Source organism: Microvirga antarctica, from assembly GCF_017921815.1.
GTDB classification, from domain to species: domain Bacteria; phylum Pseudomonadota; class Alphaproteobacteria; order Rhizobiales; family Beijerinckiaceae; genus Microvirga; species Microvirga antarctica.
Window position 1 is genome coordinate 155,462 of record NZ_JAGEMM010000002.1, and the last position, 24,593, is coordinate 180,054.

The window sequence follows — 24,593 nt, forward strand, 5'->3', positions numbered from 1 at the left end:
GAACGCCCGCTATAGGTCACGCCTCTTCGCGTTCCGCAATGCCCTGATGGGCGGGAGCCCACCATGACCGATGCCGGAAACTCACCCTTCGACGATATCCGCCGCATGATCACGACCATGCCCGGACCGGACGAGGATGCCGTCGAGGCGGTGCGGGCCCGCGACCGCCAGTTGACCAAGCCTGCCGGCAGCCTCGGGCGCATGGAATGGCTGGCGGAGTGGGTGGCCGCGTGGCAGGGCAAGTCGCCTGCCATTGACCGGCCGCTGGTCTGCGTGTTTGCCGGAAGCCACGGAGTCGTGGCGCGGGGGGTCTCGGCCTTCCCCTCCGACGTCAATCGCCAGATGCTCGAGAATTTCGCTGCCGGCGGCGGCGCCATCAACCAGATCTGCGCCGATCTCGGCCTTGGCTTCAAGGTCTTCGACCTCGCCATCGACATGCCCACCAACGACATCGTGGACGACGCCGCCATGGACGAGAAATCCTGCGTGGCCACGATGGCGTTCGGGATGGAATCGCTCGCCGGCGGCACCGATCTTCTGGCGGTCGGCGAACTGGGCATCGGCAATACCACGATCGCGGCGGCGATCTACGCGGCGCTCTATGGCGGCGAGGCGGCCCACTGGGTCGGGCGCGGCACCGGTCTCGACGACGAGGGGCTTCAGCGCAAGATCGCGGCGGTCGAGGGCGCCCTTGCCCGCCATCGCGACCATCTTCAGGACCCGCTCGAGGTGCTGCGCCGTCTCGGCGGCCGGGAGGTCGCGGCGATTGCCGGGGCGATTCTGGCCGCGCGGCTCCAGCGCATTCCGGTGATTCTCGATGGCTACGTGACGACGGCCGCTGCCGCCATTCTGCACGCGATCCACCCGTCAACGCTCGACCATTGCATCGCCGGGCACCTGTCGGCCGAGGGCGCCCATCAAGACGTCCTGCAAAGGCTCGGCAAGATCCCGCTGCTGGCACTGGGCATGCGGCTCGGAGAGGGAACCGGAGCCGCCCTGGCGGCGGGGATTGTCAAAACTTCCGTAACGGTGCATCGTAACATGGCGACGTTCGGCCAGGCCGGAGTCTCTGAACGGTTATGACCCATGTCTCGAGATTCCAAGCGTCCGGTCATAAAAGCGGCGACCTCGTCGCATAGCGGAATCGCCGGACTTCTCGTGGCACTTGGAATGGCGGGCTGCGCGGCTGTCTTCCTCACGCCGAGCGAGCGGATTTTCGAGGGTCGGGCGAACGCGACCGACGGCGACTCGATCCGCCTCGAGAACACCCGGATCCGCCTCAAGGGCATCGACGCTCCCGAACTCGACCAGATCTGCCGTCGCGGCGCGCAGGCTTATCGCTGTGGCGAACATGCGCGGGATGCGTTGCTGTCGCTCGTCATCGGTCGGCCCATCACCTGCAAGGCAGCGGGCCGGGACAAATACCGGCGCACGCTCGCCGTCTGTACGGTTGGCGGTGTCGATATCGGCAGCCGGATGGTGGCCTCCGGCTGGGCGGTCAGCTACGGCGATTACATGAGTGAGCAGCGGCAGGCCGAACGCCGCCGGGAAGGCCTCTGGGCGGGCACATTCGAACTGCCGCGCGAATGGCGTCGCGCCCATCCCATCGGCCCGTAGGGCGATGGCGGATCGTCAGACGGCGCGACGTCCTGTCGGGTCGAAACTTTCTCTCCGCCACCCTATTTCCCCCGCATGTCCGCACCCGATTTCGACCGCCTTGCCCGCCAGCTCAGAGCCTGCCGGATCTGCCGCGATGCCCCACGGCATGGCCCGCCGCTGGCCCACGAGCCTCGGCCGATCCTGCAAGGCAGCGCGTCTGCCCGGCTGTGCATCGCCAGCCAGGCGCCGGGAACCCGCGCCCATGCGAGCGGCCGGCCGTTCTCCGACCCGTCCGGGGTGCGCCTGCGGCAATGGCTCGGGCTGAATGAGACGACCTTCTACGACGCGCGCCATGTCGCCATCGTGCCGATGGGCTCCTGTTTTCCCGGCCAGGATGCCAAGGGCGGCGACCGGCCGCCCCGCCGGGAATGCGCCGAAACCTGGCGCGTGCCGCTCTTCTCCGCCCTGCCGCGCCTCGAATTGATCCTGGTCATCGGGCAATACGCCCAAGCCTGGCATCTGGGCGAGGATTTCCGGGACGGCCTGACCCGGACGGTCGAACGATGGCGCGAAATCCTCGCGCAGCCGAGACGGCCCCGTGTCCTGCCGATGCCGCATCCATCCTGGCGCAACAACGGATGGCTGAAGCGCAATCCCTGGTTCGAGGCCGAGCTTTTGCCGGTGCTTCGCTCGGAAGTCCGCCTTATGCTCGCTCTCGACGAACAGGAGCCCGCCGCATGAATGCCACCACCCTGCGCTGCAGCCGAGAGGGAGCCGTCGCGACCGTCGCGCTCGCGCGACCCGACAAGCTGAACGCTTTCAACGGGGCCCTCCACGCGGCCCTGCGGGACGAGCTTGCTCGGCTGGCGGAGGATGACGACATCCGCGTTGTGGTGCTCACCGGCGAGGGCAGGGGCTTCTCGTCCGGGCAGGACCTGACGGAGGATCTGCCCCGCGACCAGGCGGGCCGTATCGATTTGGGGCCGCCGCTGGCGCGCGACTACAATCCGTTGATTCTGCAACTGGCCAATTATCCCAAGCTCACCATTGCGGCGCTCAACGGGGCGGCGGTCGGCGCCTCGATGAACATCGCGCTTGCCTGCGATATCGTCGTGGCGGCCCATTCGGCCTATCTGCAGGAGGCTTTCGCCAAGATCGCCCTGATCCCCGATGCGGGCGGCACCTGGATCCTGCCGCGTCTCGTCGGCCCCAAGCGGGCGCTCGCCCTGATGCTGACCGCCGAGCCGATTTCGGCCGAGGAGGCTCATCGGATGGGACTGGTCGCCACGGTGTTCGACGATGCGACGTTCCGCGACGACGTGGCGGCGTTTGCCCGCAAGCTTGCGGATGGCCCCGCGCTCGCCTATCGCTTGACCAAGCAGGCCGTGGCGCAGAGCCTCGACAACGACCTTGAAACGCAACTGGGCATCGAGGCCGCGTTGCAGCGACAGGCGGGGTTCAGCGATGATTTCGCCGAAGGAATCACGGCTTTCCGCGAGAAGCGGCCCCCGCGTTTTTCGGGCCGGTAAGGAGACCACGATGCGGCCCGGTTACCTGATCCTCGGTCTCGTGACGCTGAGCGCGGTCATCGGATTGCTCGTCTCGCGCGATCCGGAGCGCTCTGCCGCGATGTCGCAGATGTATCGCGACGCCGCCCTGTCGGGCGAGACCAAGCAGATCGTCCTGGCGCTCCTCGCCCTGGGCCTCGGCGGCTTCATCGTCTACCTCACCATGAGCCGCCGCTAGCCCCAAGGACCTGCTCGTCTAGGTCAGGCGCGAAATCAGGCTCGAGGTGTCCCAGCGCCTGCCGCCGTTGGCCTGCACATCCGCGTAGAATTGGTCCACGAGGGCCGTCAGCGGCAACCGGGCCCCGTTCTTGCGCGCCTCGGCGAGGCAGATCGCCAGATCCTTGCGCATCCAGTCGACGGCAAAACCGAACTCGAACTTGCCTTCGTTCATGGTCTTGCCGCGATTTTCCATTTGCCAGGATCCGGCGGCGCCCTTCGAGATGACGTCCAGAACCGCCTCGATATCGAGACCGGCCTTCTGGCCGAAATGGATGCCCTCGGAGAGGCCCTGGACGATCCCCGCAATACAGATCTGGTTGATCATCTTGGTGAGCTGTCCCGATCCGGCCGGACCCATGAGGCGGCAGGCGCGCGCGAAGCTCATGATGACCGGCTCTGCCGTGGCATAGGCCTCCGGCGTGCCCCCGCACATGACGGTCAGAACACCGTTCTCGGCGCCGGCCTGGCCGCCGGAGACGGGCGCATCGATGAAGGACGCTCCCTTTTGCCGTGCAGCGTCGTCCAGCTCTCGCGCGACTTCCGCCGAGGCCGTGGTGTGGTCGACGAAGATTGCGCCCTGTCCGAGCCCCGAAAATGCGCCGTCCGGCCCAATGGTGACCTGGCGCAGGTCGTCGTCGTTGCCGACGCAGCAGAACACGATCGCCTGGCCCGTGGCCGCCTCCCGCGGGGTCGCCGCCGCTGTTCCGCCATGCTCGGCCACCCAGGCCGCGGCCTTCGCGCTGGTGCGGTTGTACACGGTGACCTCATGGCCCTTGACCTTGAGATGCCGGGCCATGGGCGCGCCCATGATGCCGAGGCCTATGAATCCGACTTTTGCCATCGTCCGCTCCCGTGCGTGTTCCGTGCCGTTCTAGGAAGAGCGTCGCCTTCGGTCAAACGCCGTTACTTGATGTCGAAGGGAAAGTACTTGACCCGAACCCGGTCGTAGGTGCCATCCGCCTGGATGGCCGCGAGCGCACGGTCGAAACGGGCCTTCAGCTCGGCATCCTCCTTGCGCAGGCCGATCCCGTAGAATTGACGCGAATAGGGGGGGTCGTCGGGCGCCGTCCCGAGAATGCGGCAGCAATCGCCCTCGCGGCTTTCAAGAAATTTCACCAGCGCCCGCTTGTCGCCGAACACCGCGTCGACGCGCCCGACCAGCAGGTCCAGGGTCGCCTCCATGGCGCTTCCATAGAGCGCGATCTGGGATTCCTTGTAGTGCTGCTCGAGATATTCCGCGTAGTCGCTGCGGATGGTCGTGCCGATCTTCGATCCAGCAAGTCCTTCCGGCGTAAGGTTGCGGATGGTGCTGTTCTTGGGAGCGATGAAGATCGCCGGAATGCGGTAATAGGGATCCGAGAATGCCAGACGCTTCTGGCGTCGTTCGAGGATCTCGAGCGACGACATGATGGCATCGTATTCGTGGTTGAGGAGGCCGCGGATAATGCCATCCCATTCGTGCTGAACGATGACGCACTCGGCCTTCATCTGCTCGCACAGGGCTTTGGCCAGATCGACCTCGAAGCCCTGAAGCTCGTTCGCCTGATCGATATAGTTGAAGGGCGGATAGGCTCCCTCGATGGCAATGCGAATGGGTGCAGGTTTGGGCCCGCTCTCCTGTGCAACGGCCGCTCCAAGCGTGTACGACCCGAAAGCGAGCGAGAGGCACAACAACAGCTTGGGCGCAAAATGCAGCCTGATCACCACGATCCAATCCGCGAGTTTGGGCGATATTCCCGCAAAGCTTGGAACTGTCAATCGAGCGGAAAGCCTTTTCTCGTAAGGAGTAAGGACTTAGCCGCCGGTCACGCTCATATGGCGCGTCAGGGCAGGCGTCGTGTGGCGGCGGTCGATGACGAAGTCATGGCCCTTGGGCTTGCGGGCGATCGCTGCCTCAATGGCGGAGCTCAGAAGGGCGTCATCCTCGGATTGCCGCAACGGCGCGCGCAGATCGGCCGCATCCTCCTGGCCGAGGCACATGAAGAGCTGGCCGGTGCAGGTGAGCCTCACGCGGTTGCAGCTCTCGCAGAAATTATGCGTCAGCGGCGTGATGAATCCGAGGGTCCCGCCGGTCTCGGCCACGGTGACATAGCGCGCGGGGCCGCCGGTTCGGTAGGCGTTCTCGGAGAGGGTGAAACGCTGCGACAGGCGGGCCCGGACGACGGAGAGGGGAAGGTACTGGTCCACCCGATGGGCGTCGATTTCACCCAGCGGCATCACCTCGATCAGCGTCAGGTCCATGCCCCGTCCATGCGCCCATGTGAGAAGGCTCTCGATCTCGTCCTCGTTGACGCCTTTCAGCGCCACCGTGTTGATCTTGACCTTGAGGCCCGCACGCTGGGCCGCATCCAGCCCGGTGAGAACTTTCGTGAGATCGCCCCAGCGGGTGATGCTGCGGAAGGTCGCGTCGTCGAGGGTGTCGAGGGAGACGTTGACGCGCTTCACGCCGCAGGCGGCGAGATCGGCCGCATAGCGGGACAGCTGCGATCCGTTGGTGGTGACGGTGAGCTCGTCGAGCGCCTCGGTTTCGAGATGCCGGGAGAGAGACCGGAACAACGTCATGATGTCGCGCCGCACCAGCGGCTCGCCGCCGGTGATCCGCAGCTTGCGCACGCCCTGACGAACGAAGGCGGTGCAGATCCGGTCAAGCTCCTCGAGGGTGAGAAGATCGCGCTTGGGCAGAAACGCCATGTCTTCCGACATGCAGTAGACGCAGCGAAAATCGCACCGGTCCGTCACCGAGACCCGCAGATAGGAGATCGTCCGGCCGAAGGGATCGACCAGTGGGCGATCCGTCGGCGACAGGGTGGCAGGCGCGGGGGCTCCCCACATGGTGTCGGTCTTCCTCGTCGGCGATGGCGGCGCGTCCTGGAGGCGGGCGGCTTGGAAAGTGGCCCGCCAGTCGCTAGCGTCCAGTACACCATATAGGAAGACATCGTTTCATGACCACCGCGCGCTGGCCGATCGAGCTTCGTCTCGCCAAGGACAAGAAGAGCCTGCGGATCGCCTTCGACGACGGCACCGCCTTCGACCTGCCGGCGGAGTACCTGCGGGTGACCAGCCCCTCGGCGGAAGTGCAGGGCCACAGCCCGGCCCAGCGCAAGACCGTGCCGGGAAAGCGCGGCGTGTCGATCATCAGCGTGCTGCCTGTGGGCAATTATGCGGTTCGTCTGGTCTTCGACGACATGCACGACACCGGCATCTTCGGGTGGGATTACCTCCACACCCTGGGGGCCGAGCTGCCGGCCCGGTGGCAGGAATACGTGGATGCCCTGTCGGCCAAGGGGCTGCATCGCGACCCGCATTGATTTTACCGTTGGGTCAGGTATAAACGGTACGTTATATCAATTGCAGTCTTGTATCGTCCCGCGCGGTGCGGGTGGTTTTGGGTCGTCGCCATGTCGCTCGTCGTCAATCTCCCGTATTTCGTCAATGCGAGCCAGATCGCCGGCGGCATCGTCATGGGTGAGGGCGACAACATTCTCGACACACGCGACGGACGGATTTCCGGCGCCGTCCGCCTGCTCGGCGGTGACGATGTGTTCTTCGGCGGCGCAGGACGGGATCTGGTCGACGGGGGCGATGGCAATGACCGGCTGGACGGCGGCGCCGGGCACGATGTCCTGGCGGGCGGGGCCGGCCGCGACAGTTTCGTCTTCAGCATGCCGCCCCTGCCGCGGAGCGCTGACCGGATTGTCGATTTTACCCCTGCCGACGATACCTTTCTCATCAGCAAGGCCGCCTTCGCCGGGATCGGAGCGCAGGGCGGTCTATCGGCCGCGGCGTTCCACCTCGGGGCCCGTGCGGCCGACGCGGATGACCGGATCATCTACGCCAAAGCTTCCGGCACGCTGTTCTATGACCCTGACGGGAACGGCCCGGCGGCGCAGGTCCTTCTCGCCACCCTCTCCAACAAGGCGAAAGTCGCAGTCGGTGATTTCGTCGTGATCTAATGGCGATGGCGGGCAACGCCCGGGCATGAAAAAAGGCGCGGCAGAGAGCCGCGCCTTGATGGCTTGTGGGCCGGGCCGGTTGGCGGCCGGCAGAATTCCTAGCGCTGAACAACCACCCGGGCGCCGACCTTGGCGCGGGTGTAAAGATCGGTCACATCCTCGTTCGTCATGCGGATGCAGCCCGATGAGACGGCCTCACCGATGGTCTCCGGCTCATTCGAGCCATGAATGCGATAGATCGTGCTGCCGATATAGAGCGCGCGGGCGCCGAGCGGGTTGTCGGGACCGCCTGCCATGTGGCGCGGGAGATCGGGACGGCGCTTCAGCATGGCTGCCGGCGGACGCCAATCCGGCCATTCGCGCTTCATCGTCACTGCGTGGGCGCCGCCCCACTGGAAGCCGGGACGGCCCACGCCGACGCCGTAGCGGACGGCCTTGCCGTCGCCAAGAACGTAATAGAGCCGGCGTTCGGAGGTGGATACCACGATCGTGCCCGGAGCCTGGCGCCCGTCATAGGACACGATCTCGCGGGGGATCGGCGATGCCTGAGCCTTGACCGCCTGCTCCGCGCTGTAGAGCGGCTGGCGTGTCAGGGGGTCGATTGCAGTGAAAGCCGCAGCCGGCGTCGCGAGAGCGACGAAAGCGCAGGCAAGCCCGGTCAGGGCGGCGCGTGTGCGTCCCATAAAAGCCTCGAAATAACCAAGTTTCGCTACTGGTTTGAAATAGCTAAACGCAACCGCCGCGTTTCAGATCCGTTGCATAGCAGAGGTTCGATACCGAACGCCATAGCATAGCTGCCTTGTTTTCGCCACGTCGTAAGCAAGGTGTTAAAGCCACGCAGCCGCATTTGGTGGCAGCGACTTCGGGCGCATTTGCCGAGTATGGCTTGACGCCAAGGGAGCAACGACTTTAGAAGGCGCTGGTCAGGGCGCGTAGCTCAGCGGGAGAGCATTCGCTTCACACGCGAAGGGTCACAGGTTCAATCCCTGTCGCGCCCACCATTCCTTCCTGATCACCCTCTTCACATTCGTGCGAGCGACGCTTTGCGGCCCTCAGGCTGCGGCCTTGCGCATGAGCGCCGTCACCGAATCGAACAGATCGTCGAAATGGTCGATGACGATGTCCGGGCCCAGCTGGCGCACCGGCGTGTCGGTGTAGCCGAACGGCACGGCGATCACCGGGATCCGCGCATTGCGGGCCGTGGCGATATCGGTGTTCGAATCCCCCACCATGACCGCCCGGCCAGGATCACCACCGGCACGCGCAATCGTCATGGTCAGGTGCCGGGCATCCGGCTTGAAATAGGGAAACGTGTCGCGGCCCGCATTGAAGGCGAACATGCCACCGACCCCCAAGGCATCGAGCAGCTTGACCGAGTGCTCCTCGACCTTGTTGGTGCAGACCGCCAGGATATAGCCTGCCTGCTCGAGGCGATCGAGAGCGCCCCGGACGCCTGGAAACAGCTCGGTGTGGACGCGGATATGGCTGCCGTAATGGGCCATGAAGCGTTCGAACAATTGGTCGAGATGGGCGGAGGTCAGGTCACGGCCGGCGGCCTCGAATCCGCGCTGGATGAGGGCGCGGGCTCCCGCGCCAATCATGTCCCGCGCTTTGTCCACCGGAAGCGGCGCAAGGCCCTCCTGGTCCAGGACGACATTGAGCGTCCCCACCAGGTCTGCCGCGGTGTCGGCGAGCGTCCCGTCCAGGTCGAAGACGGCGATAGGCGGAGCAGAGAGGGCCATCGGACTCGGCTACCTTCACATAACGAGAGAATCAAGCCTCGGGATGATATGATCTTAAGGTTGATTCGTTCTTACCAGCAGGAGTGCTGAATGCGGTTTGTTGGCCTTGAGATGCGTGGATCGGCGCTTTCCGGTGTTGGAAAACTTGTCCGGGTCGGGCGTCTTGCCGGCGTGGCTGTTCTCGCGGCGGCCGGATCCGTCGTGGCGGCGCCGTTCGATTTCGTCCCCGCCCCGCAGACCGACCTCAACCGGATCTATCGGATCGATCGCTATACGGGCGAGATCAGCTCATGCCAGTACGGGTTGCAGGAGGGCACCATCGGCGTCACCCTGTGCTTCGGCTCGGGCGAGGGCGCGGGTCCGCAAAGTCCCGGCGAATACGGCCTCGTGGCCTCCAAGCATGAGCGCGAAGGCGGGGTCTTCCGGGTCAATTTCCGGACCGGCGACATGAGCATCTGCTACGTCTTCGACGAAAAGGTCGTGTGCACGCCGCAGACCAGCCCGGCCGCCGCTGCCTCGCCCGGCTCTGCGCCTGCCGCAACGCCAAGCGCCCGGCCCGGCACAGGAGCCTCGCCACAACGGCCGTAATCCGATCGTCTGATCGGGCGTTTGGATGAAACCTTCTTTCTTCGCCCGGGCGGGCCGTGCTAGACGGGCGTCCGGCGACGACGGGGCCTTGGCTCCGCACTGGCATGAACGGAATGCGATTGTGAGCGAGCAACTGAAACGCGCGGCGGCCGAGAGGGCGGCAGCGCTCGTCACGGACGGCATGCGGCTCGGCATCGGCACGGGATCGACGGCGGCGCATTTCGTCGCAGCCCTTGGCCTGCGCGTGCGCAGCGGCCTGAAGGTCGTCGGCGTGCCGACGTCGGAGGCGACCCGCCGTCAGGCGAGCGCCGAGGGCATCCCTCTCACAACGCTCGACGAAACCCCCGAGCTCGATCTCACCATCGACGGCGCGGACGAGATCGACGATGCGCTGCGCCTGATCAAGGGCGGTGGCGGGGCCCATCTGCGCGAGAAGATCGTCGCGGCCGCAAGCGCCCGCATGATCGTGATCGCCGACGGATCCAAGCTTGTCTCGACCCTCGGCCGGTTTCCCTTGCCGATCGAAGTCGTTCCCTTCGGTCTCAAGGCCACCGAAATCGCACTCGCAACGCTCTTTGACGACCTGGGCCTGGAGGGCGTCCTGTCCTTGCGCAAGGATGCTCACGGTACGGCCTTCGTGACGGATGGCGGCCATCTCATTCTCGACGCCGCCCTTGGCCGCATCGACAGGCCGGAGGCGCTGGCGGATGCTGTCAACCGCATTCCCGGCGTCGTCGAGCACGGCCTCTTTATCGGTCTTTGCACAGGGGCGATCCTTGCCACTGGCGACGGCCTTGTCGAACTCGGTCAGGTCTGACCATGACCTCTTTCAGTTTGGAGCTTTAACCCATGATCCGTTCCGCTTCTCGCCTCGTCGCGACCACCTTCGCGCTGGCCCTGCTGGCCGGTCCCGCCTTCGCCCAGACGGCGGCGCCCACCCCGAGCCATCTGGCCATGGCGCGTGAGGTTGCGACCGTCTCCGGCATGACGCGCTCGTTCGATGCCATGACCGAACCCTTCCTCGCCCAGTTGCAGCAGATGAATGTCACCCGTCCCGAGATCAAGAAGGATCTGGACGAGGTCACGGCGATGCTGCGGCCGGAGATCGAGCTGCAGAAAGAAAAGATGCTCGACAATGTGGCGCGCGTCTTTGCCAGCCAGCTCACCGAACCGGAGTTGAAGGAAATCGCGACCTTCTACAAGACGCCCACCGGCGTGAAATACGTGACGGTCCAGCCCGGTCTCCTCGACGACATCGTGAAGGATCTGGCGACCTGGACCCAGAACGTCTCCGAATACGTGATGATCCGGGCTCGCGCCGAGATGATCAAGCGCGGCCACCAGCTTCAGTAACGCTTGCGCGACAGACAGCAAAAAGCCCGGCATCGCCGGGCTTTTTTCGTCGTGCAGACGGGGAGCGGATCAGTCCTCGACAGCCTTGAAGCGACCCATGCCCTTCAGGGCGAAGGGGAGGATGAGCGCGATCAGCGCGATGGTCAGCAACGTCGCCGAGAACGGGCTTTGCAGCAGGACCATCGGGTCGCCGAGGCTGATCGACAACGCGCGCCGCAACTGGCTCTCGGCAATCGGCCCGAGGATCAATCCCACCACCACCGGGGCGATCGGATAGTCGAACCGGCGCATCAGGAAGCCGAGGATGCCGAAGCCCGCGAGCATCATCAATTCCACCGGCGAGGGGTTGGCCGCGATGGTGCCCATGGTGGCGAAGACCAGGATGCCCGCATAGAGCCACGGCTGCGGGATGGCGAGCAGCCGCACCCACAGTCCGACCAAAGGCAGGTTGAGCACGAGCAGCATCGTATTGGCGATGAACAGACTGGCGATCAGCCCCCAGACCAGATCGGGACGCTCGGCAAACAGCAACGGACCCGGGTTCAGGCCATATTGCTGAAAGCCCGCGAGCATCATGGCGGCGGTGGCCGAGGTCGGCAGGCCGAGAGTCAGCAGCGGCACGAGCGTTCCGGCCGCCGATGCGTTGTTGGCGGCCTCCGGTCCCGCCACGCCCTCGATGGCCCCATGACCGAACTCCTCCGGGTGCTTCGACAGCCGCTTCTCGGCGGAATATGACAGGAAGGTGGGAATTTCGGCGCCGCCTGCAGGCAATGCGCCGATGGGGAAACCCAGCGCGGTGCCGCGCAGCCACGGCTTCCACGAGCGCTTCCAGTCCTCCTTCGTCATCCACAGGGAGCCGCGGACAGGCTCGAGCTTCTCTTCGTGGATGTGCCGGCGCGATGCCACGTAAAGCGCCTCGCCGACCGCAAAGAGCCCGACCGCGAGCGTCGTCACCTCGATGCCGTCGAACAGTTCGGGCACCCCATAGGCGAGTCGCGACTGGCCGGTGAGGATGTCGATGCCCACAAGCCCGAGGGCAAGGCCGATGAACAGGCTGGTGAGACCGCGCACGGGGGAATCGCCGAAGGTCGCCGAAACCGTCACAAAGGCCACGCACATGAGCGCGAAATAATCCTCCGGTCCGAATTTCACCGCGAGATCGACGAGATAGGGGGCGAGGAAGGCAAGCCCCAGCGTCGCGATGGTGCCGGCGACGAATGAGCCGATGGCGGAGGTGGCAAGCGCCGGTCCGCCGCGGCCGGCCTTGGCCATCTTGTTGCCTTCGAGCGCGGTGGCCATCGAGGCGCTTTCGCCCGGCGTGTTGATCAGGATGGCGGTGGTCGAGCCGCCATACATGCCGCCGTAATAAATGCCCGCGAACATGATGATCGACCCGCCGGGGTCGAGCTTGAAGGTGATGGGCAGGAGCAGCGCGACGGTCAGCGCCGGGCCGATGCCCGGAAGCACGCCGACTGCGGTGCCCAGCAGCACGCCGATGAGCGCGAACAGCAGGTTCATCGGCTCGATGGCGATGGTGAGTCCGTGGGCGAGGGAGACGAAAGCTTCCATGACGGTTCTCAGATCAGACGTTCAAGCGGGCCCACCGGCAGGGACAGGGTGAGGAGCTTCGAGAAAAGGATGTAGATGACGATGCTGATCACGACGCCGATGGCGATATCCGCCAGCAGCGCCCGCCGGCCGAAGGCCGCCGATGTGGCCACGAACAGCACGGTCGTGGCGAGGATGAACCCGCCGCCGAACTTGATCAGCGCAATCAGCGCCGCCATGCCCCCGATGATGAGGACGATCGGCTTCCAGTCGAGGCTTTCGCGGGCCGGAAGGTCGCCGCGAAGGGCCATGATGGCGTTGCCGATGGCCAGGATGCCGAGGCCGAGCGCCACGATCTTCGGCGCCGCCTTCGGCCCCATTCCGTAGACCGAGGACAGTTCGAGGGACGACATGTCCAGCCAGATCAGGCCCGCAACGGCCAGAAGAATCAATGCGATGACGAGGCCTGCCACGTCGATGCGCCGAGTCATGGAGAAACCCATTCGTTCGTGAGGAAAAAAGAAGCGCCGCGATCGATGGGCGGCGCTTCCCTGGATCGTCTCTCGCTGGCGCCTTTACGACTTCACGAGGCCGACGGACATGAGCACGTCCTTCGTGCGGACCTGATCGTCGGCCAGGTACTTGGTGAAGGCGTCGCCCGACAGGTACGAATCGTCCCAGCCTTTGGCTTTCAGCAACTCGGTCCATTCCTTGGACTTGGCCATCTTGTCGACGACTTCCGTCAGGGCCTTCTTCTGGTCGGCGGTGATGCCGGGAGGGGCCACCACGGCGCGCCAGTTGGCGATCTCGAGATTGATGCCCTGATCCTTGAGCGAGGCGCCCTCGATGCCCGGCAGCTTGGTGGCCGAGGTAATGCCGATGAGGCGCAGCTTTCCGGCCTTGATCTGGCTCTCGAACTCGCCGTAGCCGGAAATGCCGACCGTGACCTTGCCGCCGAGGATCGCCGCCAGCGCTTCACCGCCGCCCGAGAACGGGATGTAGTTGATCTTCGTCGGATCCGCGCCGGCTTCCTTGGCGAACAAAGCCGCCGCGATGTGGTCGACGCCGCCTGCCGAGCCGCCGGCCCAGGTGACCTTGGCGGGATCGGCCTTCACGGCCGCGGCCAGGTCCTTGGCGTTCTTGATCGGGCTGTCGGCCGGGACGACGAGCGCCTCGTATTCCGCGGTGAGCCGGGCGATCGGGGTCGTCTGGTCGAGGGTGACCGGGGACTTGTTGGTCAGAAGCGCTCCGACCATCACGTAGCCCATCACCATGAGCTGGTTGCCGTCGCCCTTGCCGTTATTGACGAACTGCGCAATGCCCACCGAGCCGCCGGCACCCGGGACGTTTGTCACCTGGGCGCTCTTGGCGAGGCCGGATTGGGTCAGGGCCTGCTGCATCGAGCGGGCGGTCTGGTCCCAGCCGCCGCCGGGAGCCGCCGGCGCCATGATCTTAAGCTCCATCTGCGCTGCGGCGGAGGTCACGAAGCCTGCGACTGCCGCGACCGCGATGGCGCCGCGCCAGAGTGCTTTTCGAGTGTGAATCATTGTTGGTTTCCTCATATGGCGCTGCCATTCAACCAGGCGCGTCCTGCCCCGGACGGTAAAGGTGGAAATGGGGGGCGGCAAGCGCTTGGTTCTTTATTGCGGTTAAACCTTCGCGTAAGAGCCTTCGCATGAGGATCACCGCATGAGCGTCGTCGACAGAAGCGACCGTGGCCACCTGGCCCGGGCCGCTGGCCTGTCCGCCGCGCTGTGGCGCGTGGCGATGGGTGCGCTGGCTGTTCTGCCGGTCGGCATGGCGGTGGCCCATCGCTCGAGCCCGCTTTTTCTCGGACTCGCTGCCGTTGCGGCGGTGGCGGCGGTACTTCTCGACGGACAGGGGAGGTCCTTTGCCCGCGCTGCGATCGCCCAACTGGCAACGCCGCTCGGGATATCCGTCGCGGCCTTCTTCGCCTGGGGCCTTGCCTCCATCGGCTGGAGTGAGTTTCCCGCGGTCTCGCTGTTGGCTTTCGGCGAATTCTGGCTGTCGGTTGCTTTCGCCTGGGTGCTGGCCGTGACCCTTCCTGAGCGGATGACCCGTCAGGCATTCGGACTCCTCGCCCTGTCCTGCTGTATTGCTGCGGCGATCGTGGTGGTCGAACTGCGAACCGGCATGGTGCTGCGCCGCATGCTCGACGTGCGGGCGAACAGCTTCATCTTCAACCGGCCCGTTCTCACCCTCACCCTGCTGCTGCCGGCGGTTGCCCTCTGGTTGTGGCGGCAGAAGGGCTTTGGCGCTGCCGCAGCGGCAGGGGCGGCTTCTCTCGTGGCCGTCGCGGTGTTCCAGTCCGACAGCGGCGCCGCGGTGCTGGGCCTGGTCGTGGCGGCCTTCACGTTCGCAGCCGCCTGCCTGGGCCCCCGTCTGGTGGCGCTTGTGGGAGCCTTCGCGTTTTCGCTGGCGCTTGTGCTTGCACCGGTCATGGGCACGATCGGCGACCGCGCCATCCCCGACAGCGTCCACCGCCGGCTGGCCGACGATCATTCCCGCGACCGGGTCGACATCTGGCTGAGTTTCAACGACGCGATCCGGCAGGATCCCGTGCTCGGCGGTGGGTTCGGGGTCAGTCCGGTGATGGACAAGACCTCCGTGGCCGATCGCGTCGCCCCCGAGCACCGCGTCCTGCTGGGGGTGGGACATCCTCACAATGCTGCGATTCAGGTCTGGGCGGAGCTTGGGATCGTGGGAGCCGTGCTTACCTTGATGATCATTCTGCAGATCCTGCGCCTTGCTTCCCGACAATCACGACCGATCGCCGCCGCATCCCTCGCCCTCATGGCAGGGGCTGCAAGCGTCGCGCTGGTCGGGCACGGGGCCTGGCAGGGTTGGTGGGCTGCCTCTCTCGGCGCGGCGATCGTCTGGTTGCTGGCCCTGCGCGACACCGCCCCCCGAACACGAGTGGAGACGACACGATGAGCGATTTCGACGTTGACCTGTTTGTCATCGGGGCCGGGTCCGGTGGCGTGCGCGCGGGTCGGATCGCTGCCGGCTACGGCGCCCGCGTGATGGTGGCCGAGGAGTTTCGTGTCGGCGGAACCTGTGTCATTCGCGGCTGCGTGCCGAAGAAGCTGCTGGTCTATGCCAGCCGCTTCCACGACGAGTTTCACGATGCGGCAGGCTTCGGCTGGTCCGTGCCCGAGCCCAGCTTCGACTGGTCGACCCTGATCGCCAACAAGGATCGCGAGATCGACCGGCTGGAGGGGATCTACCGGACCAATCTCGAGCGCTCCGGCGTGACCATTCTCAACGAGCGCGCCGTGATCGAGGGGCCGCACAGCGTCCGCATGGCAACGAGCGGGACGGTGATCCGCGCCAAGGTCATCCTCGTCGCGGTCGGCGCCCATCCGACCATGGAGCCCCGCATCCCCGGCGCGGAACTGGCCATCACGTCGAACGACGTGTTCGATCTCAAAACCCAGCCCCGGCGCATCATGGTGGTGGGCGGCGGCTACATCGCGGTGGAGTTTGCCGGTGTGTTCGCCGGTCTCGGCAGCGCGGTGACGCTGCTGCACCGGGGCGACAAGCTGCTCCGCGGCTTCGATGACGACGTGCGCGACGCGCTGGGCGCTGCCTATCGCCAGCGTGGCATCGACCTGACCCTTGGCGCGACCGTGTCGCACCTGGAACGCGTGTCCGACGGCATCCGGGCGACCCTCTCGGACGGATCGGTGCGGGAAGTGGACCAGGTCCTGGTCGCCACCGGCCGGAGGCCCAACACCAGCGGCCTCGGGCTCGACCGCGTCGGCATCGCGCTCGACCCGGTCGGGGCCATTCCGGTGGACGACTATTCGCAAACCGTGGTGCCGTCGATCTATGCCATCGGCGACGTGACGAACCGCGCCAACCTCACGCCTATCGCCATCCGGGAAGGCCACGCCTTCGCCGACACCGTCTTCGGCAACAAGCCGACCGCCGTCGACCACAGCCTGATTCCCACCGCCGTGTTCTCGACCCCCGAAATCGGCGTCATCGGCTGCGGCGAGCACGCGGCCCGCGCGCTTTACGGCGAGATCGACATCTACAAGACGGCGTTCCGTCCCATGCGCGCGACCCTGTCGGGGAGCCAGGACCGGGTGCTGATGAAGCTCATCGTCGACCGGGCCAGCGACCGGGTCGTGGGCCTCCACATCGTCGGCCACGACGCCGGCGAGATGATCCAGCTCGCGGGCATCGCCGTCACCATGGGGGCCACCAAGGCCGATTTCGACCGCACGGTGGCTGTCCACCCGACCGCGTCCGAGGAGCTGGTGACGATGCGCGTGCCGCACGTCGTGAAGAAGCCGGTGGACGTGGTGTGACCGCGCGCGGAAGGCTGTTGTGGATGGGGGTTTTATATTAACGATATAAAGTAACATTCGGTGAGGGTTACAGATAGGATGCGGGGCAAAAGGAGAGTCCCATGGCATTCGACGTCAACGCTTTGCGCCACCCGAAAGAGCGGATCTACGGCGCTCTCATGCTCTGGATCGGCGCGCTCGTCTGGTTGGCCGTGGCTGCAGGCGCGGTGCTCAGCCAGGCGTTTCGGATCGCGATTCTGCCGGCAGCGATCTATCTCGTCGTCATCTGGCTGGTCTTGACGATCGCCCGGGTCCTGATCCGCGCCCACATGTTCGGGCACCATGTGCTTGTCGGCCCCGATCAGTTTCCGCATATCCACGCCATGGTGGAGGAGGGGGCGCGGCGACTCGGTCTTGCAGAAGCGCCGATGACCTTCGTGTACAATTCCCAAGGCGTCATGAATGCCTTCGCCCTGCGCCTGATCGGCAAGCAGCGTTATGTGTGGATCGCCTCGGCGCTGATCGATGCCGACACAGACGAGCAATTGCGGTTCGTCATCGGGCACGAGCTCGGCCATCACGTCGCTGGCCACCTCGATGCCTTGCCCCATGTGGTCAGGCTCGCCGGCTTCCTGATCCCCGCTCTCGGACCCGCTTATTCGCGTGCCCGCGAACTGACCTGCGACCGGATCTGAGCAGTTGTTGCGGCCTCGAACCCGACGACAGCCCGCTCGGCCCTCCAACTCCTTGCCTGCGGCAGCGCGAAGCTCAACCGGGAGATGAACCCGACAGCCTTCGGGGCGCAGGACGCCATGGTACCGCCCGTCGCCGGGTTCTTCGTCAAGCTCTTCGCCAGCCATCCCCGGCACACCCGGCGGGTGGAGGCGGTGGGCCAATGGCTCGGACAAGCGCAGGCCGGCGCGGTCTCGCCCGCTGCGGAACAGCAGGCCGCGTGATGGTCTGACGGAGCCTCGCGCCTCCACGCTCGCCTTTTCGTCCCCCTCGTGTATAGAAGCGCCTTCGTGCCGCAATGCGCGGTTATCGATGAGGTTTCTTGAAACGACACGGAGTGGAGTGTCATGACTGAGCGTTGGACGCCCGATAGCTGGAGAAGCAAGCCGATCCAGCAGGTTCCGCACTATCCGGACCGCGAGGCCCTTGGAGCTGTCGAGCGCGAGCTCGCGGCCTATCCACCGCTCGTTTTTGCAGGCGAGGCGCGCAAGCTCAAGCGGGCGTTGGGTAGCGTCGCCAAGGGCGAGGCATTTCTGTTGCAGGGCGGCGATTGCGCCGAGAGTTTCGCCGAACATTCGGCCGACAACATCCGCGATTTCTTCCGCCTGTTCCTGCAGATGGCTGTCGTGCTCACCTTTGCCGGGTCGTCGCCGGTGGTGAAGGTCGGCCGCTCGGCGGGACAATTCGCCAAGCCGCGCTCCTCCGACACCGAGACCGTCAACGGCGTCGAACTGCCGAGCTACCGGGGCGACATCGTCAACGATATCGCGTTCACGCCGGAAGCCCGCATTCCCGATCCGGCGCGCCAGATCTCCGCGTTCCGCCAATCCGCCGCGACCCTCAACCTCCTCCGCGCCTTCGCGACCGGTGGCTACGCCAATCTGGAGAACGCGCATCGCTGGATGTTGGGATTCGTGAAGGATTCGCCGCAATCGTCGCGATACCGCGAGATCGCGGAACGGATCACCGAGAGCATCGATTTCATGCGCGCCATCGGGGTCAATCCCGAGACGCATCCGGAAATGCGCTCCACCGATTTTTACACCAGCCACGAGGCGCTCCTCCTCGGCTACGAACAGGCCATGACCCGGGTCGATTCCACCTCGGGCGACTGGTACGCGACCTCCGGCCACATGCTGTGGATCGGCGACCGGACCCGCCAGCTCGACCACGCCCATGTGGAATACATGCGCGGCATCAAGAACCCGATCGGGTTGAAATGCGGGCCGACGCTGAAGGCCGACGACCTCTTGAACCTCATCGACCGGCTCAATCCGGACGACGAAGCGGGCCGCCTCACGCTGATCTGCCGCTTTGGCGCCGGCAAGGTGTTTGACAACCTGCCGGCCCTGGTGCGGGCGGTGAAGCGGGAAGGGCGGACCGTCGTGTGGTCGTGCGATCCCATGCACGGCAACACCATCAAGGCGGCGTCGGGCTACAAGACCCGGCCGTTCGAGATGATCATGAGCGAGGTGCAGGACTTCTTCTCGGTCCATCAGGCGGAAGGCACCCATGCGGGCGGCATTCACCTGGAGATGACCGGCAAGAACGTGACAGAATGCACCGGCGGCGCCCGCGCGCTCACCGATGCGGACCTGTCGGACCGCTACCACACCTATTGCGACCCGCGGCTCAATGCCGAGCAGGCGCTGGAAATCGCGTTCCTGACCTCTGAGATGATCAAGCGCGAGCGCGTGTCGCGCGGGCGCCCTGCGGTGGAAGCGGCCGAATAGGCTGTCTCGCTCTCATCATCGAAACAAAAAAAGAGGGCGCTGATGAAGCGCCCTTTTAGTTAAGGGGTCTCGAAAGGTCGGCAAAGAAGATCAGCCCAAATAGCCCATAAAGAACAGAATAAGAATGATCGGTAGCGGGAGTCCGATGAGCCAAAGTAGTCCGCCTTTAAACATTTCCGTCTCCTGTTGCCTTCGTGGTTCGATAACGAAGAAGCCTTTGGCTAGTTCCACCAAATTCCGCCGCAACGTCAGCGTCCCGTTTCGGTTCAGTTGATCGGTTTCACGCTGTTCATGATCGACTGAATGGCGGTTGCGTGTTTGGCCCGCTCCTCGGTGGAGCCCCACAGGGTCAGCATGATGACCCGGCTCTTGCCGGCCGGAAGAAGGACAAAATCAACCTTGGTCGGGCCGTTGCCATCGGTGGTTTCGTAGTGGAGCACCGAACCCGAGATACCGTTGAAATCCATCTCCCGGTTTTCCGGCTTCATGCTGAAATCGATTTCGTTGTCCCGCATCCACTCCTCGTTCGTCGCCATCATGGCATCGAGCTTCTTGGCGCTCGCATATTCCATGGAAAAGAACACGTCCTTGTCGGGCGAGCGGGCGGAGAAGCCGTATTCGATCTCCTCGATAAGCCAGGTGTCTGGGACGGTGATGGTGGCAGCCGGGTCCTTGTCCGGAACGGCGAAGTTCTTGGCCGAAAGCGGGGTGGCGAGCAGGCACAACACGGCGAAACTCAAGAGACGCTTTTTCATCGATCGGGTCCAGGCCGCCCATCGCGGCGCCTGCATCTCCTAGGGTAAGGCTTGGCCGCGCGATACGGGGCTGGCAGGGGAAACCGGCATTTTTTGCAGGCCGCCGGCTCGCCGGACCGATCCTTACCTTAAGGAATGCGCGGCGTGTGGATTGCTGCCCGGCGGCCGACGCGCTAAATCGCAGAACCATGGCTCAGAACCAATTGCGACTCGCGCTTGCACAACTCAACCCGGTCGTCGGCGATGTCGCCGGCAATGAGGCCAAGGCGCGCCAGGCGCGCGCTGAAGCTGCCCGTCTGGGCGCAGATCTCGTGATGTTTCCGGAGCTGTTTCTCGCCGGCTACCCGGCCGAGGATCTGGTTCTCAAGCCGGCCTTTCAGGACGTCTGTCGCGACGCCTGCGAGCGGCTTGCCCGCGAGACGGCCGATGGCGGGCCGGGGCTGCTGATCGGCTTGCCGTGGCGCGACGAGGGCGAGGTCTACAACGCCTATGCGCTGCTTGACGGCGGCACCATCACGGTGAGGTTCAAGGTCGATCTTCCCAATTACGGGGTTTTCGACGAGAAGCGCATTTTCGCCCCCGGCCCGCTGCCGGGGCCGGTGAATTTTCGTGGCATCCGCCTCGGCATTCCGGTCTGTGAGGATATCTGGACCGGCGACGTGGTCGAATGCCTGGCCGAAACCGGTGCCGAGATGCTGCTGGTCCCCAATGGGTCGCCCTATTGGCGCGGCAAGACCGAGGAGCGTTTCAATATTGCGGCCGCGCGCGTGACCGAGAGCGGCCTGCCGCTGGTCTATCTCAACGCGGTGGGCGGACAGGATGAACTGGTCTTTGACGGGGCCTCTTTCGCGCTGAACGCGGATTGCGCCCTCGTCGCCCAATTGCCCGCCAATGCCGAGGCCGTCGCGCTGACGGTTTGGACGAAGGGCGAGGAGGGCTGGACCTGCGGCACGGCGCCGATGGAGGTGATCGAGGAGGGCGACGAGGCGGATTACGCCGCGTGCGTGCTCGGGCTGCGCGATTACGTGGAGAAGAACCGGTTCCCGGGCGTGGTGCTGGGCCTGTCGGGCGGCATCGATTCGGCGATCTGCGCCGCCATGGCGGTGGATGCCCTCGGGCCGGAGCGCGTGCATTGCGTGATGCTGCCCTATCGCTACACCTCGGGCGAGTCCCTGAAAGACGCCGAGGATTGCGCCAGGGCTCTGGGTGTTCGCTACGATACGCTGCCGATCGCTGCCGCGGTCGACGGCTTCGAGGAACTGCTGGCGCCGCTTTTCGCCGGCCGTCCGCGCGACATCACGGAAGAGAACCTCCAGAGCCGCGCCCGCGGCACGATCCTCATGTCGATCTCCAACAAGTTCGGCTCCATGGTCGTGACCACCGGCAACAAGTCGGAGATGTCGGTCGGCTACGCGACCCTTTATGGCGACATGAATGGCGGCTTCAACCCGATCAAGGATCTCTACAAGATGGAGGTCTATCGCCTGTCGGCCCTGCGCAATCATTGGAAGCCTGACGGCGCGCTCGGGCCGGACGGCGTCGTTATCCCGCAGAACATTCTGGCGAAGGCGCCCACTGCCGAATTGCGCGAGAACCAGACCGATCAGGATTCCCTTCCGCCCTACGACGTGCTCGACGATATCCTGCGGGGACTGGTGGAGGAGGAATTGCGCGTCTCCGATATCGTGGCCAGGGGTCATGATCTCGAGACCGTCAAGAAGGTCGAGCGGTTGCTCTATCTCGCGGAATACAAGCGCCGGCAATCGGCGCCCGGCGTGAAGGTCACCCGCAAGAATTTCGGCCGCGACCGCCGCTATCCGATCGTCAACCGCTTTCGCGACCAGGGCGAGGTGGCCTCAACGCCTGATCGGGCGCTGATGCGCGCAAACGGGGTGCCCAAGGTCGGCTCCATCGACATGTGAGCCTGGCCGCCGGGTGCGGCCATTGCCACATTCTTCCGCCTTTGCCATAGGTTTTGCATGAGCAAACCTGTCGTTCGTTTCGCGCCGTCCCCCACGGGACGCATCCATATCGGCAACGCCCGTCAGGCGTTGATGAACGCCCTTTTCGCCCGCCGCGAGGGCGGGACGTTCGTCCTGCGTTTCGACGACACGGATCTCGGGCGCTCCAAGCGCGAATATGCGGATTCCATCGAAGTCGATCTCGCCTGGCTTGGCATTCCACCGGATGTGGTCGTCCGTCAGTCGGAACGGTTCGCGCTCTACGACGACGCGTCAGCGCGCCTGCGTGACATGGGCAGGCTTTATGCCTGCTACGAGACCGCGGAGGAGCTTGAGTTTCGCCGCAAGCGCCAGTTGGCCCGCGGCCTGCCGCCGGTCTACGACCGCGCGGCCCTCAAGCTGTCGGCCGAGGATCGCATTGCACTGGAAGCGGAAGGCCGCCGTCCCCATTGGCGTTTTCGCCTCGAGCATCGCAACGAGGTCTGGCAGGATCTGGTGCGGGGCCCGTCCCATGTGGACACGAGCTCCCTGTCCGATCCGATACTGGTGCGCGAGGACGGCACCTACCTCTACACCCTGCCGTCTGTCGTCGATGACATCGCGCTTTCGATCACCCATGTGATCCGCGGTGAGGACCACGTCACCAATACGGCGGTGCAGATCCAGATCTTCGAGGCGCTGGGTCCGCATGTGCCGATTTTCGGGCACATCAACCTGCTGACCACGGCCTCGGGAGAGGGCCTGTCCAAGCGACTGGGCCATCTATCGCTGACGAGCCTGCGCGAAGCCGGGCTCGAGCCGCAGGCCGTGGCCTCATTGGCGGTGCTGGTCGGATCGGCCGAGTCGGTCCGGCCGATTGCGGACCTTGACGACTTGGCCCGGCTGATCGACTTCGACCATATCTCACGCTCCGCCGCCAAGTTCGACGAGCGCGAGCTGGAAAGCCTCAATGCCCGGCTGGTCCATGACATGCCCTACGAGAGGGTGAAGGACCGGCTGGCGGCTCTCGATGCGGATGGCGGAGAGGAGTTCTGGGAGGCCGTCAAGGGCAACCTTGCCAAGGTCGCCGATGCTCCGGCCTGGCACAGGGTGGCGTTCGGGCCGTTGGAGCCGGTCATCGTCGACCGGGTGTTCTGCGAAGCCGCCCGCGATGTGCTGCCGGCCGGTCCCTGGGATCTGACCACGTGGAAAACGTGGACGGAAGCCGTCAAGGCAGCGACGGGCCTCAAGGGCAAGGCGCTGTTCATGCCGCTGAGGCTTGCTCTCACAAGCCTCGAGCACGGGCCGGAACTGGCGACCCTGTTGCCACTCATCGGCCCGGAGCGGGCAAAGGCGCGCTTGTCCGGGGAGACGGCTTGAAGGCTGGTTGGTCCGGCTGTCAGTTGGTGTTGGGAACCGGGATCACGTCCGGCGAGATCACCCGCACCGTGCGCTTCTGCCCGGTGGCCGTCACCACATCCTTCTTGGCCCCTTCGCCCTGATTGACGATGCGGTTGCTCTCGATGGATTGCGGCCCGATGCCGGATGATTCGCGGCTGGCGGTCGGGGCGGCAGCGGCGGTTTCGGCGGCTTCCTTGGCCTCTTCCTGAACCTTTTTCTCGGCCGCCTTGCGGGCCTGGACGACCTTGGGGCGCGACAGCTCCTCGGCCTTCTCGGCCGTCACGATGATGTCGCCCTTGCGCTGTTCCAGCATGCTTTCGGCCCGCCGCAGAACGACGGCCCAACTCTCGTTGTCCTTCTTGCAGGCGCAGGAGCTGTCGAAAGCCTTGCGGAAGCGGAACGCGTTGGCGATCGACGTATAGGGGCGGCCGGAGATGGATACCGCCCGGTTGAGAGCGTCGTCCCCGCCCGGCGTGCCGAAGGCGATGGTTTCCGTGCCGGGGCAAAGAGCCTGGCACATTTCGTCGGCATTCTGCCGGCCGCCGGGAGCGACGGAGAGTGGGAAGAACGAGCCGTCGCAGGTGCGCACACAGACAAGCCGCCGCCCACCGGTCGCCGGCGCGTTGTTTTCCTCGGAAATGATCGGCTGCCCTTCGGGCATGATCTGTTGCTGGGGCTGTTGGGCGCGCGGCGGACCGAACAGGGTTTCGAAGAAGCCGCGCGGCTGCTCGACGGCGCAGGTCTGCTGGACCGCACTCATCAGCTGCCGCCGACGCAGTTCGATCTCGCCGGAATCCGGTGATTGGGCGGACGCGCGGGCGAAGTTTGATTCGAGCTGACGGATCCGCTGGGAAATGGCGCCGCATTCGGCCGGGGGGGAGCCGGACAGGAAGCCGAGCGGCCCGCGCTCACACCCGATGGACCGGTAATACCCCACCAGGCGACCGATCTCGACCCGAAGGCCTTCCGCAGCACCCGAAGGGGCCCGCCCGCCGCCGGCGTTGAGATTGGCGAGCTCGGCGCGGAAGCGCTGGCACTCGGCGGATTGCGCCAAGGCTGCCTCTCCGGCGGCCAGGAAGGCCGTGACTGCCAGGAGAGTGCGGAAAAAGTGACGTTTTTTCATAAGGCCTGTCGCAGCATTAAAAG

At 65.3% G+C, this 24,593-nt stretch carries 27 protein-coding genes and 1 tRNA gene; 18 read left to right on the plus strand and 10 right to left on the minus strand.

Features of this window, described 5'->3' with window-relative positions; genetic code table 11:
• Positions 1-63 precede the first annotated feature (63 nt).
• The 5 genes from cobT to J4G32_RS08075 all read left to right on the plus strand — a co-directional run bounded on the left by cobT (position 64) and on the right by J4G32_RS08075 (position 3,345).
• On the plus strand, positions 64-1,083 hold the full coding sequence (gene cobT, locus J4G32_RS08055) for a nicotinate-nucleotide--dimethylbenzimidazole phosphoribosyltransferase (protein WP_210485680.1): 1,020 nt from the start codon (positions 64-66) through the stop codon (positions 1,081-1,083).
• A 3-nt stretch (positions 1,084-1,086) separates the two neighbouring features.
• Positions 1,087-1,617: a thermonuclease family protein gene (locus J4G32_RS08060; RefSeq protein WP_210485681.1), complete on the plus strand. Its 531-nt coding sequence runs from the start codon at positions 1,087-1,089 to the stop codon at positions 1,615-1,617.
• A gap of 75 nt (positions 1,618-1,692) precedes the next feature.
• Entirely contained in the window at positions 1,693-2,340 is a 648-nt protein-coding gene (locus J4G32_RS08065) for a uracil-DNA glycosylase family protein (RefSeq protein WP_210485682.1), read from the plus strand.
• Positions 2,337-3,128 (plus strand): enoyl-CoA hydratase-related protein, encoded by a 792-nt coding sequence (locus J4G32_RS08070; protein ID WP_210485683.1) that lies wholly within the window; start codon positions 2,337-2,339, stop codon positions 3,126-3,128. The genes J4G32_RS08065 and J4G32_RS08070 overlap by 4 nt, the downstream gene beginning before the upstream one ends.
• Before the next feature lie 10 nt (positions 3,129-3,138).
• Positions 3,139-3,345 (plus strand): hypothetical protein, encoded by a 207-nt coding sequence (locus J4G32_RS08075; RefSeq protein ID WP_210485684.1) that lies wholly within the window; start codon positions 3,139-3,141, stop codon positions 3,343-3,345.
• Between the two features lie 18 nt (positions 3,346-3,363).
• Here the strand turns inward: J4G32_RS08075 and J4G32_RS08080 are convergent, their stop codons facing one another.
• From J4G32_RS08080 to moaA, 3 genes are all read right to left on the minus strand, one after another.
• The gene (locus tag J4G32_RS08080; protein ID WP_210485685.1) at positions 3,364-4,227 is read right to left on the minus strand and encodes an NAD(P)-dependent oxidoreductase; all 864 of its coding nucleotides are present in this window, start codon (positions 4,225-4,227) and stop codon (positions 3,364-3,366) included.
• 62 nt (positions 4,228-4,289) lie between these two features.
• Positions 4,290-5,144 (minus strand): ABC transporter substrate-binding protein, encoded by an 855-nt coding sequence (locus tag J4G32_RS08085; protein ID WP_210485686.1) that lies wholly within the window; start codon positions 5,142-5,144, stop codon positions 4,290-4,292.
• A 36-nt stretch (positions 5,145-5,180) separates the two neighbouring features.
• Entirely contained in the window at positions 5,181-6,218 is a 1,038-nt protein-coding gene (gene moaA, locus J4G32_RS08090) for a GTP 3',8-cyclase MoaA (protein ID WP_210485687.1), read from the minus strand.
• Between the two features lie 110 nt (positions 6,219-6,328).
• On the opposite strand from moaA, the gene J4G32_RS08095 reads away from it, so the two are divergent.
• Both J4G32_RS08095 and J4G32_RS08100 read left to right on the plus strand, forming a co-directional pair.
• Entirely contained in the window at positions 6,329-6,694 is a 366-nt protein-coding gene (locus J4G32_RS08095) for a gamma-butyrobetaine hydroxylase family protein (RefSeq protein WP_210485688.1), read from the plus strand.
• Positions 6,695-6,784: 90 nt separating this feature from the next.
• Positions 6,785-7,339: a calcium-binding protein gene (locus J4G32_RS08100; RefSeq protein WP_210485689.1), complete on the plus strand. Its 555-nt coding sequence runs from the start codon at positions 6,785-6,787 to the stop codon at positions 7,337-7,339.
• 98 nt (positions 7,340-7,437) lie between these two features.
• Here the strand turns inward: J4G32_RS08100 and J4G32_RS08105 are convergent, their stop codons facing one another.
• Positions 7,438-8,022, minus strand: coding sequence for a L,D-transpeptidase (locus J4G32_RS08105; RefSeq protein ID WP_210485690.1), 585 nt, complete (start codon positions 8,020-8,022; stop codon positions 7,438-7,440).
• A gap of 243 nt (positions 8,023-8,265) precedes the next feature.
• Here J4G32_RS08105 and J4G32_RS08110 point away from each other — a divergent pair.
• Positions 8,266-8,340 (plus strand) — tRNA-Val (locus tag J4G32_RS08110).
• A gap of 51 nt (positions 8,341-8,391) precedes the next feature.
• Here J4G32_RS08110 and J4G32_RS08115 read toward each other — a convergent pair.
• Positions 8,392-9,081 (minus strand): HAD family hydrolase, encoded by a 690-nt coding sequence (locus J4G32_RS08115; RefSeq protein ID WP_210485691.1) that lies wholly within the window; start codon positions 9,079-9,081, stop codon positions 8,392-8,394.
• A gap of 111 nt (positions 9,082-9,192) precedes the next feature.
• Here J4G32_RS08115 and J4G32_RS08120 point away from each other — a divergent pair, with 111 nt between their 5' ends.
• The 3 genes from J4G32_RS08120 to J4G32_RS08130 all read left to right on the plus strand — a co-directional run bounded on the left by J4G32_RS08120 (position 9,193) and on the right by J4G32_RS08130 (position 11,022).
• Positions 9,193-9,669: a hypothetical protein gene (locus J4G32_RS08120; RefSeq protein ID WP_210491001.1), complete on the plus strand. Its 477-nt coding sequence runs from the start codon at positions 9,193-9,195 to the stop codon at positions 9,667-9,669.
• 118 nt (positions 9,670-9,787) lie between these two features.
• Positions 9,788-10,486, plus strand: coding sequence for a ribose-5-phosphate isomerase RpiA (gene rpiA, locus J4G32_RS08125; protein ID WP_210491013.1), 699 nt, complete (start codon positions 9,788-9,790; stop codon positions 10,484-10,486).
• A gap of 32 nt (positions 10,487-10,518) precedes the next feature.
• Positions 10,519-11,022 carry a DUF2059 domain-containing protein gene (locus tag J4G32_RS08130; protein WP_210485692.1) on the plus strand — a complete coding sequence of 168 codons (504 nt, stop codon included), beginning with the start codon at positions 10,519-10,521 and terminating at the stop codon, positions 11,020-11,022.
• A gap of 69 nt (positions 11,023-11,091) precedes the next feature.
• On the opposite strand, the gene J4G32_RS08135 is transcribed toward J4G32_RS08130, so the two are convergent.
• From J4G32_RS08135 to J4G32_RS08145, 3 genes are all read right to left on the minus strand, one after another.
• Positions 11,092-12,591: a tripartite tricarboxylate transporter permease gene (locus J4G32_RS08135; protein ID WP_210485693.1), complete on the minus strand. Its 1,500-nt coding sequence runs from the start codon at positions 12,589-12,591 to the stop codon at positions 11,092-11,094.
• A gap of 8 nt (positions 12,592-12,599) precedes the next feature.
• A complete protein-coding gene (locus J4G32_RS08140) occupies positions 12,600-13,061 on the minus strand; it encodes a tripartite tricarboxylate transporter TctB family protein (protein WP_246504918.1) in 462 nt (153 codons plus the stop codon).
• 84 nt (positions 13,062-13,145) lie between these two features.
• Positions 13,146-14,117 carry a Bug family tripartite tricarboxylate transporter substrate binding protein gene (locus J4G32_RS08145; protein WP_210485695.1) on the minus strand — a complete coding sequence of 324 codons (972 nt, stop codon included), beginning with the start codon at positions 14,115-14,117 and terminating at the stop codon, positions 13,146-13,148.
• A 142-nt stretch (positions 14,118-14,259) separates the two neighbouring features.
• On the opposite strand from J4G32_RS08145, the gene J4G32_RS08150 reads away from it, so the two are divergent.
• The 5 genes from J4G32_RS08150 to J4G32_RS08170 all read left to right on the plus strand — a co-directional run bounded on the left by J4G32_RS08150 (position 14,260) and on the right by J4G32_RS08170 (position 19,351).
• The gene (locus tag J4G32_RS08150; protein WP_210485696.1) at positions 14,260-15,525 is read left to right on the plus strand and encodes an O-antigen ligase family protein; all 1,266 of its coding nucleotides are present in this window, start codon (positions 14,260-14,262) and stop codon (positions 15,523-15,525) included.
• A complete protein-coding gene (gene gor / locus J4G32_RS08155; RefSeq protein WP_210485697.1) occupies positions 15,522-16,907 on the plus strand; it encodes a glutathione-disulfide reductase in 1,386 nt (461 codons plus the stop codon). Before J4G32_RS08150 ends, gor begins: the two co-directional genes overlap by 4 nt.
• A gap of 101 nt (positions 16,908-17,008) precedes the next feature.
• A complete protein-coding gene (locus tag J4G32_RS08160) occupies positions 17,009-17,581 on the plus strand; it encodes a M48 family metallopeptidase (RefSeq protein WP_210485698.1) in 573 nt (190 codons plus the stop codon).
• Between the two features lie 84 nt (positions 17,582-17,665).
• The gene (locus tag J4G32_RS08165) at positions 17,666-17,842 is read left to right on the plus strand and encodes a hypothetical protein (protein ID WP_210485699.1); all 177 of its coding nucleotides are present in this window, start codon (positions 17,666-17,668) and stop codon (positions 17,840-17,842) included.
• Between the two features lie 123 nt (positions 17,843-17,965).
• Positions 17,966-19,351 carry a class II 3-deoxy-7-phosphoheptulonate synthase gene (locus J4G32_RS08170; protein ID WP_210485700.1) on the plus strand — a complete coding sequence of 462 codons (1,386 nt, stop codon included), beginning with the start codon at positions 17,966-17,968 and terminating at the stop codon, positions 19,349-19,351.
• Between the two features lie 266 nt (positions 19,352-19,617).
• On the opposite strand, the gene J4G32_RS08175 is transcribed toward J4G32_RS08170, so the two are convergent.
• The gene (locus tag J4G32_RS08175) at positions 19,618-20,106 is read right to left on the minus strand and encodes a hypothetical protein (RefSeq protein WP_210485701.1); all 489 of its coding nucleotides are present in this window, start codon (positions 20,104-20,106) and stop codon (positions 19,618-19,620) included.
• A 188-nt stretch (positions 20,107-20,294) separates the two neighbouring features.
• On the opposite strand from J4G32_RS08175, the gene J4G32_RS08180 reads away from it, so the two are divergent.
• Together J4G32_RS08180 and gltX are read left to right on the plus strand one after the other, a co-directional pair.
• Positions 20,295-22,028, plus strand: a complete 1,734-nt coding sequence (locus J4G32_RS08180; RefSeq protein ID WP_210485702.1) for an NAD+ synthase — start codon at positions 20,295-20,297, stop codon at positions 22,026-22,028.
• A 57-nt stretch (positions 22,029-22,085) separates the two neighbouring features.
• Positions 22,086-23,426 (plus strand): glutamate--tRNA ligase, encoded by a 1,341-nt coding sequence (gltX, locus tag J4G32_RS08185; protein WP_210485703.1) that lies wholly within the window; start codon positions 22,086-22,088, stop codon positions 23,424-23,426.
• Between the two features lie 19 nt (positions 23,427-23,445).
• Here the strand turns inward: gltX and J4G32_RS08190 are convergent, their stop codons facing one another.
• On the minus strand, positions 23,446-24,570 hold the full coding sequence (locus tag J4G32_RS08190; protein WP_246504919.1) for a DUF2865 domain-containing protein: 1,125 nt from the start codon (positions 24,568-24,570) through the stop codon (positions 23,446-23,448).
• Positions 24,571-24,593: the final 23 nt, after the last annotated feature.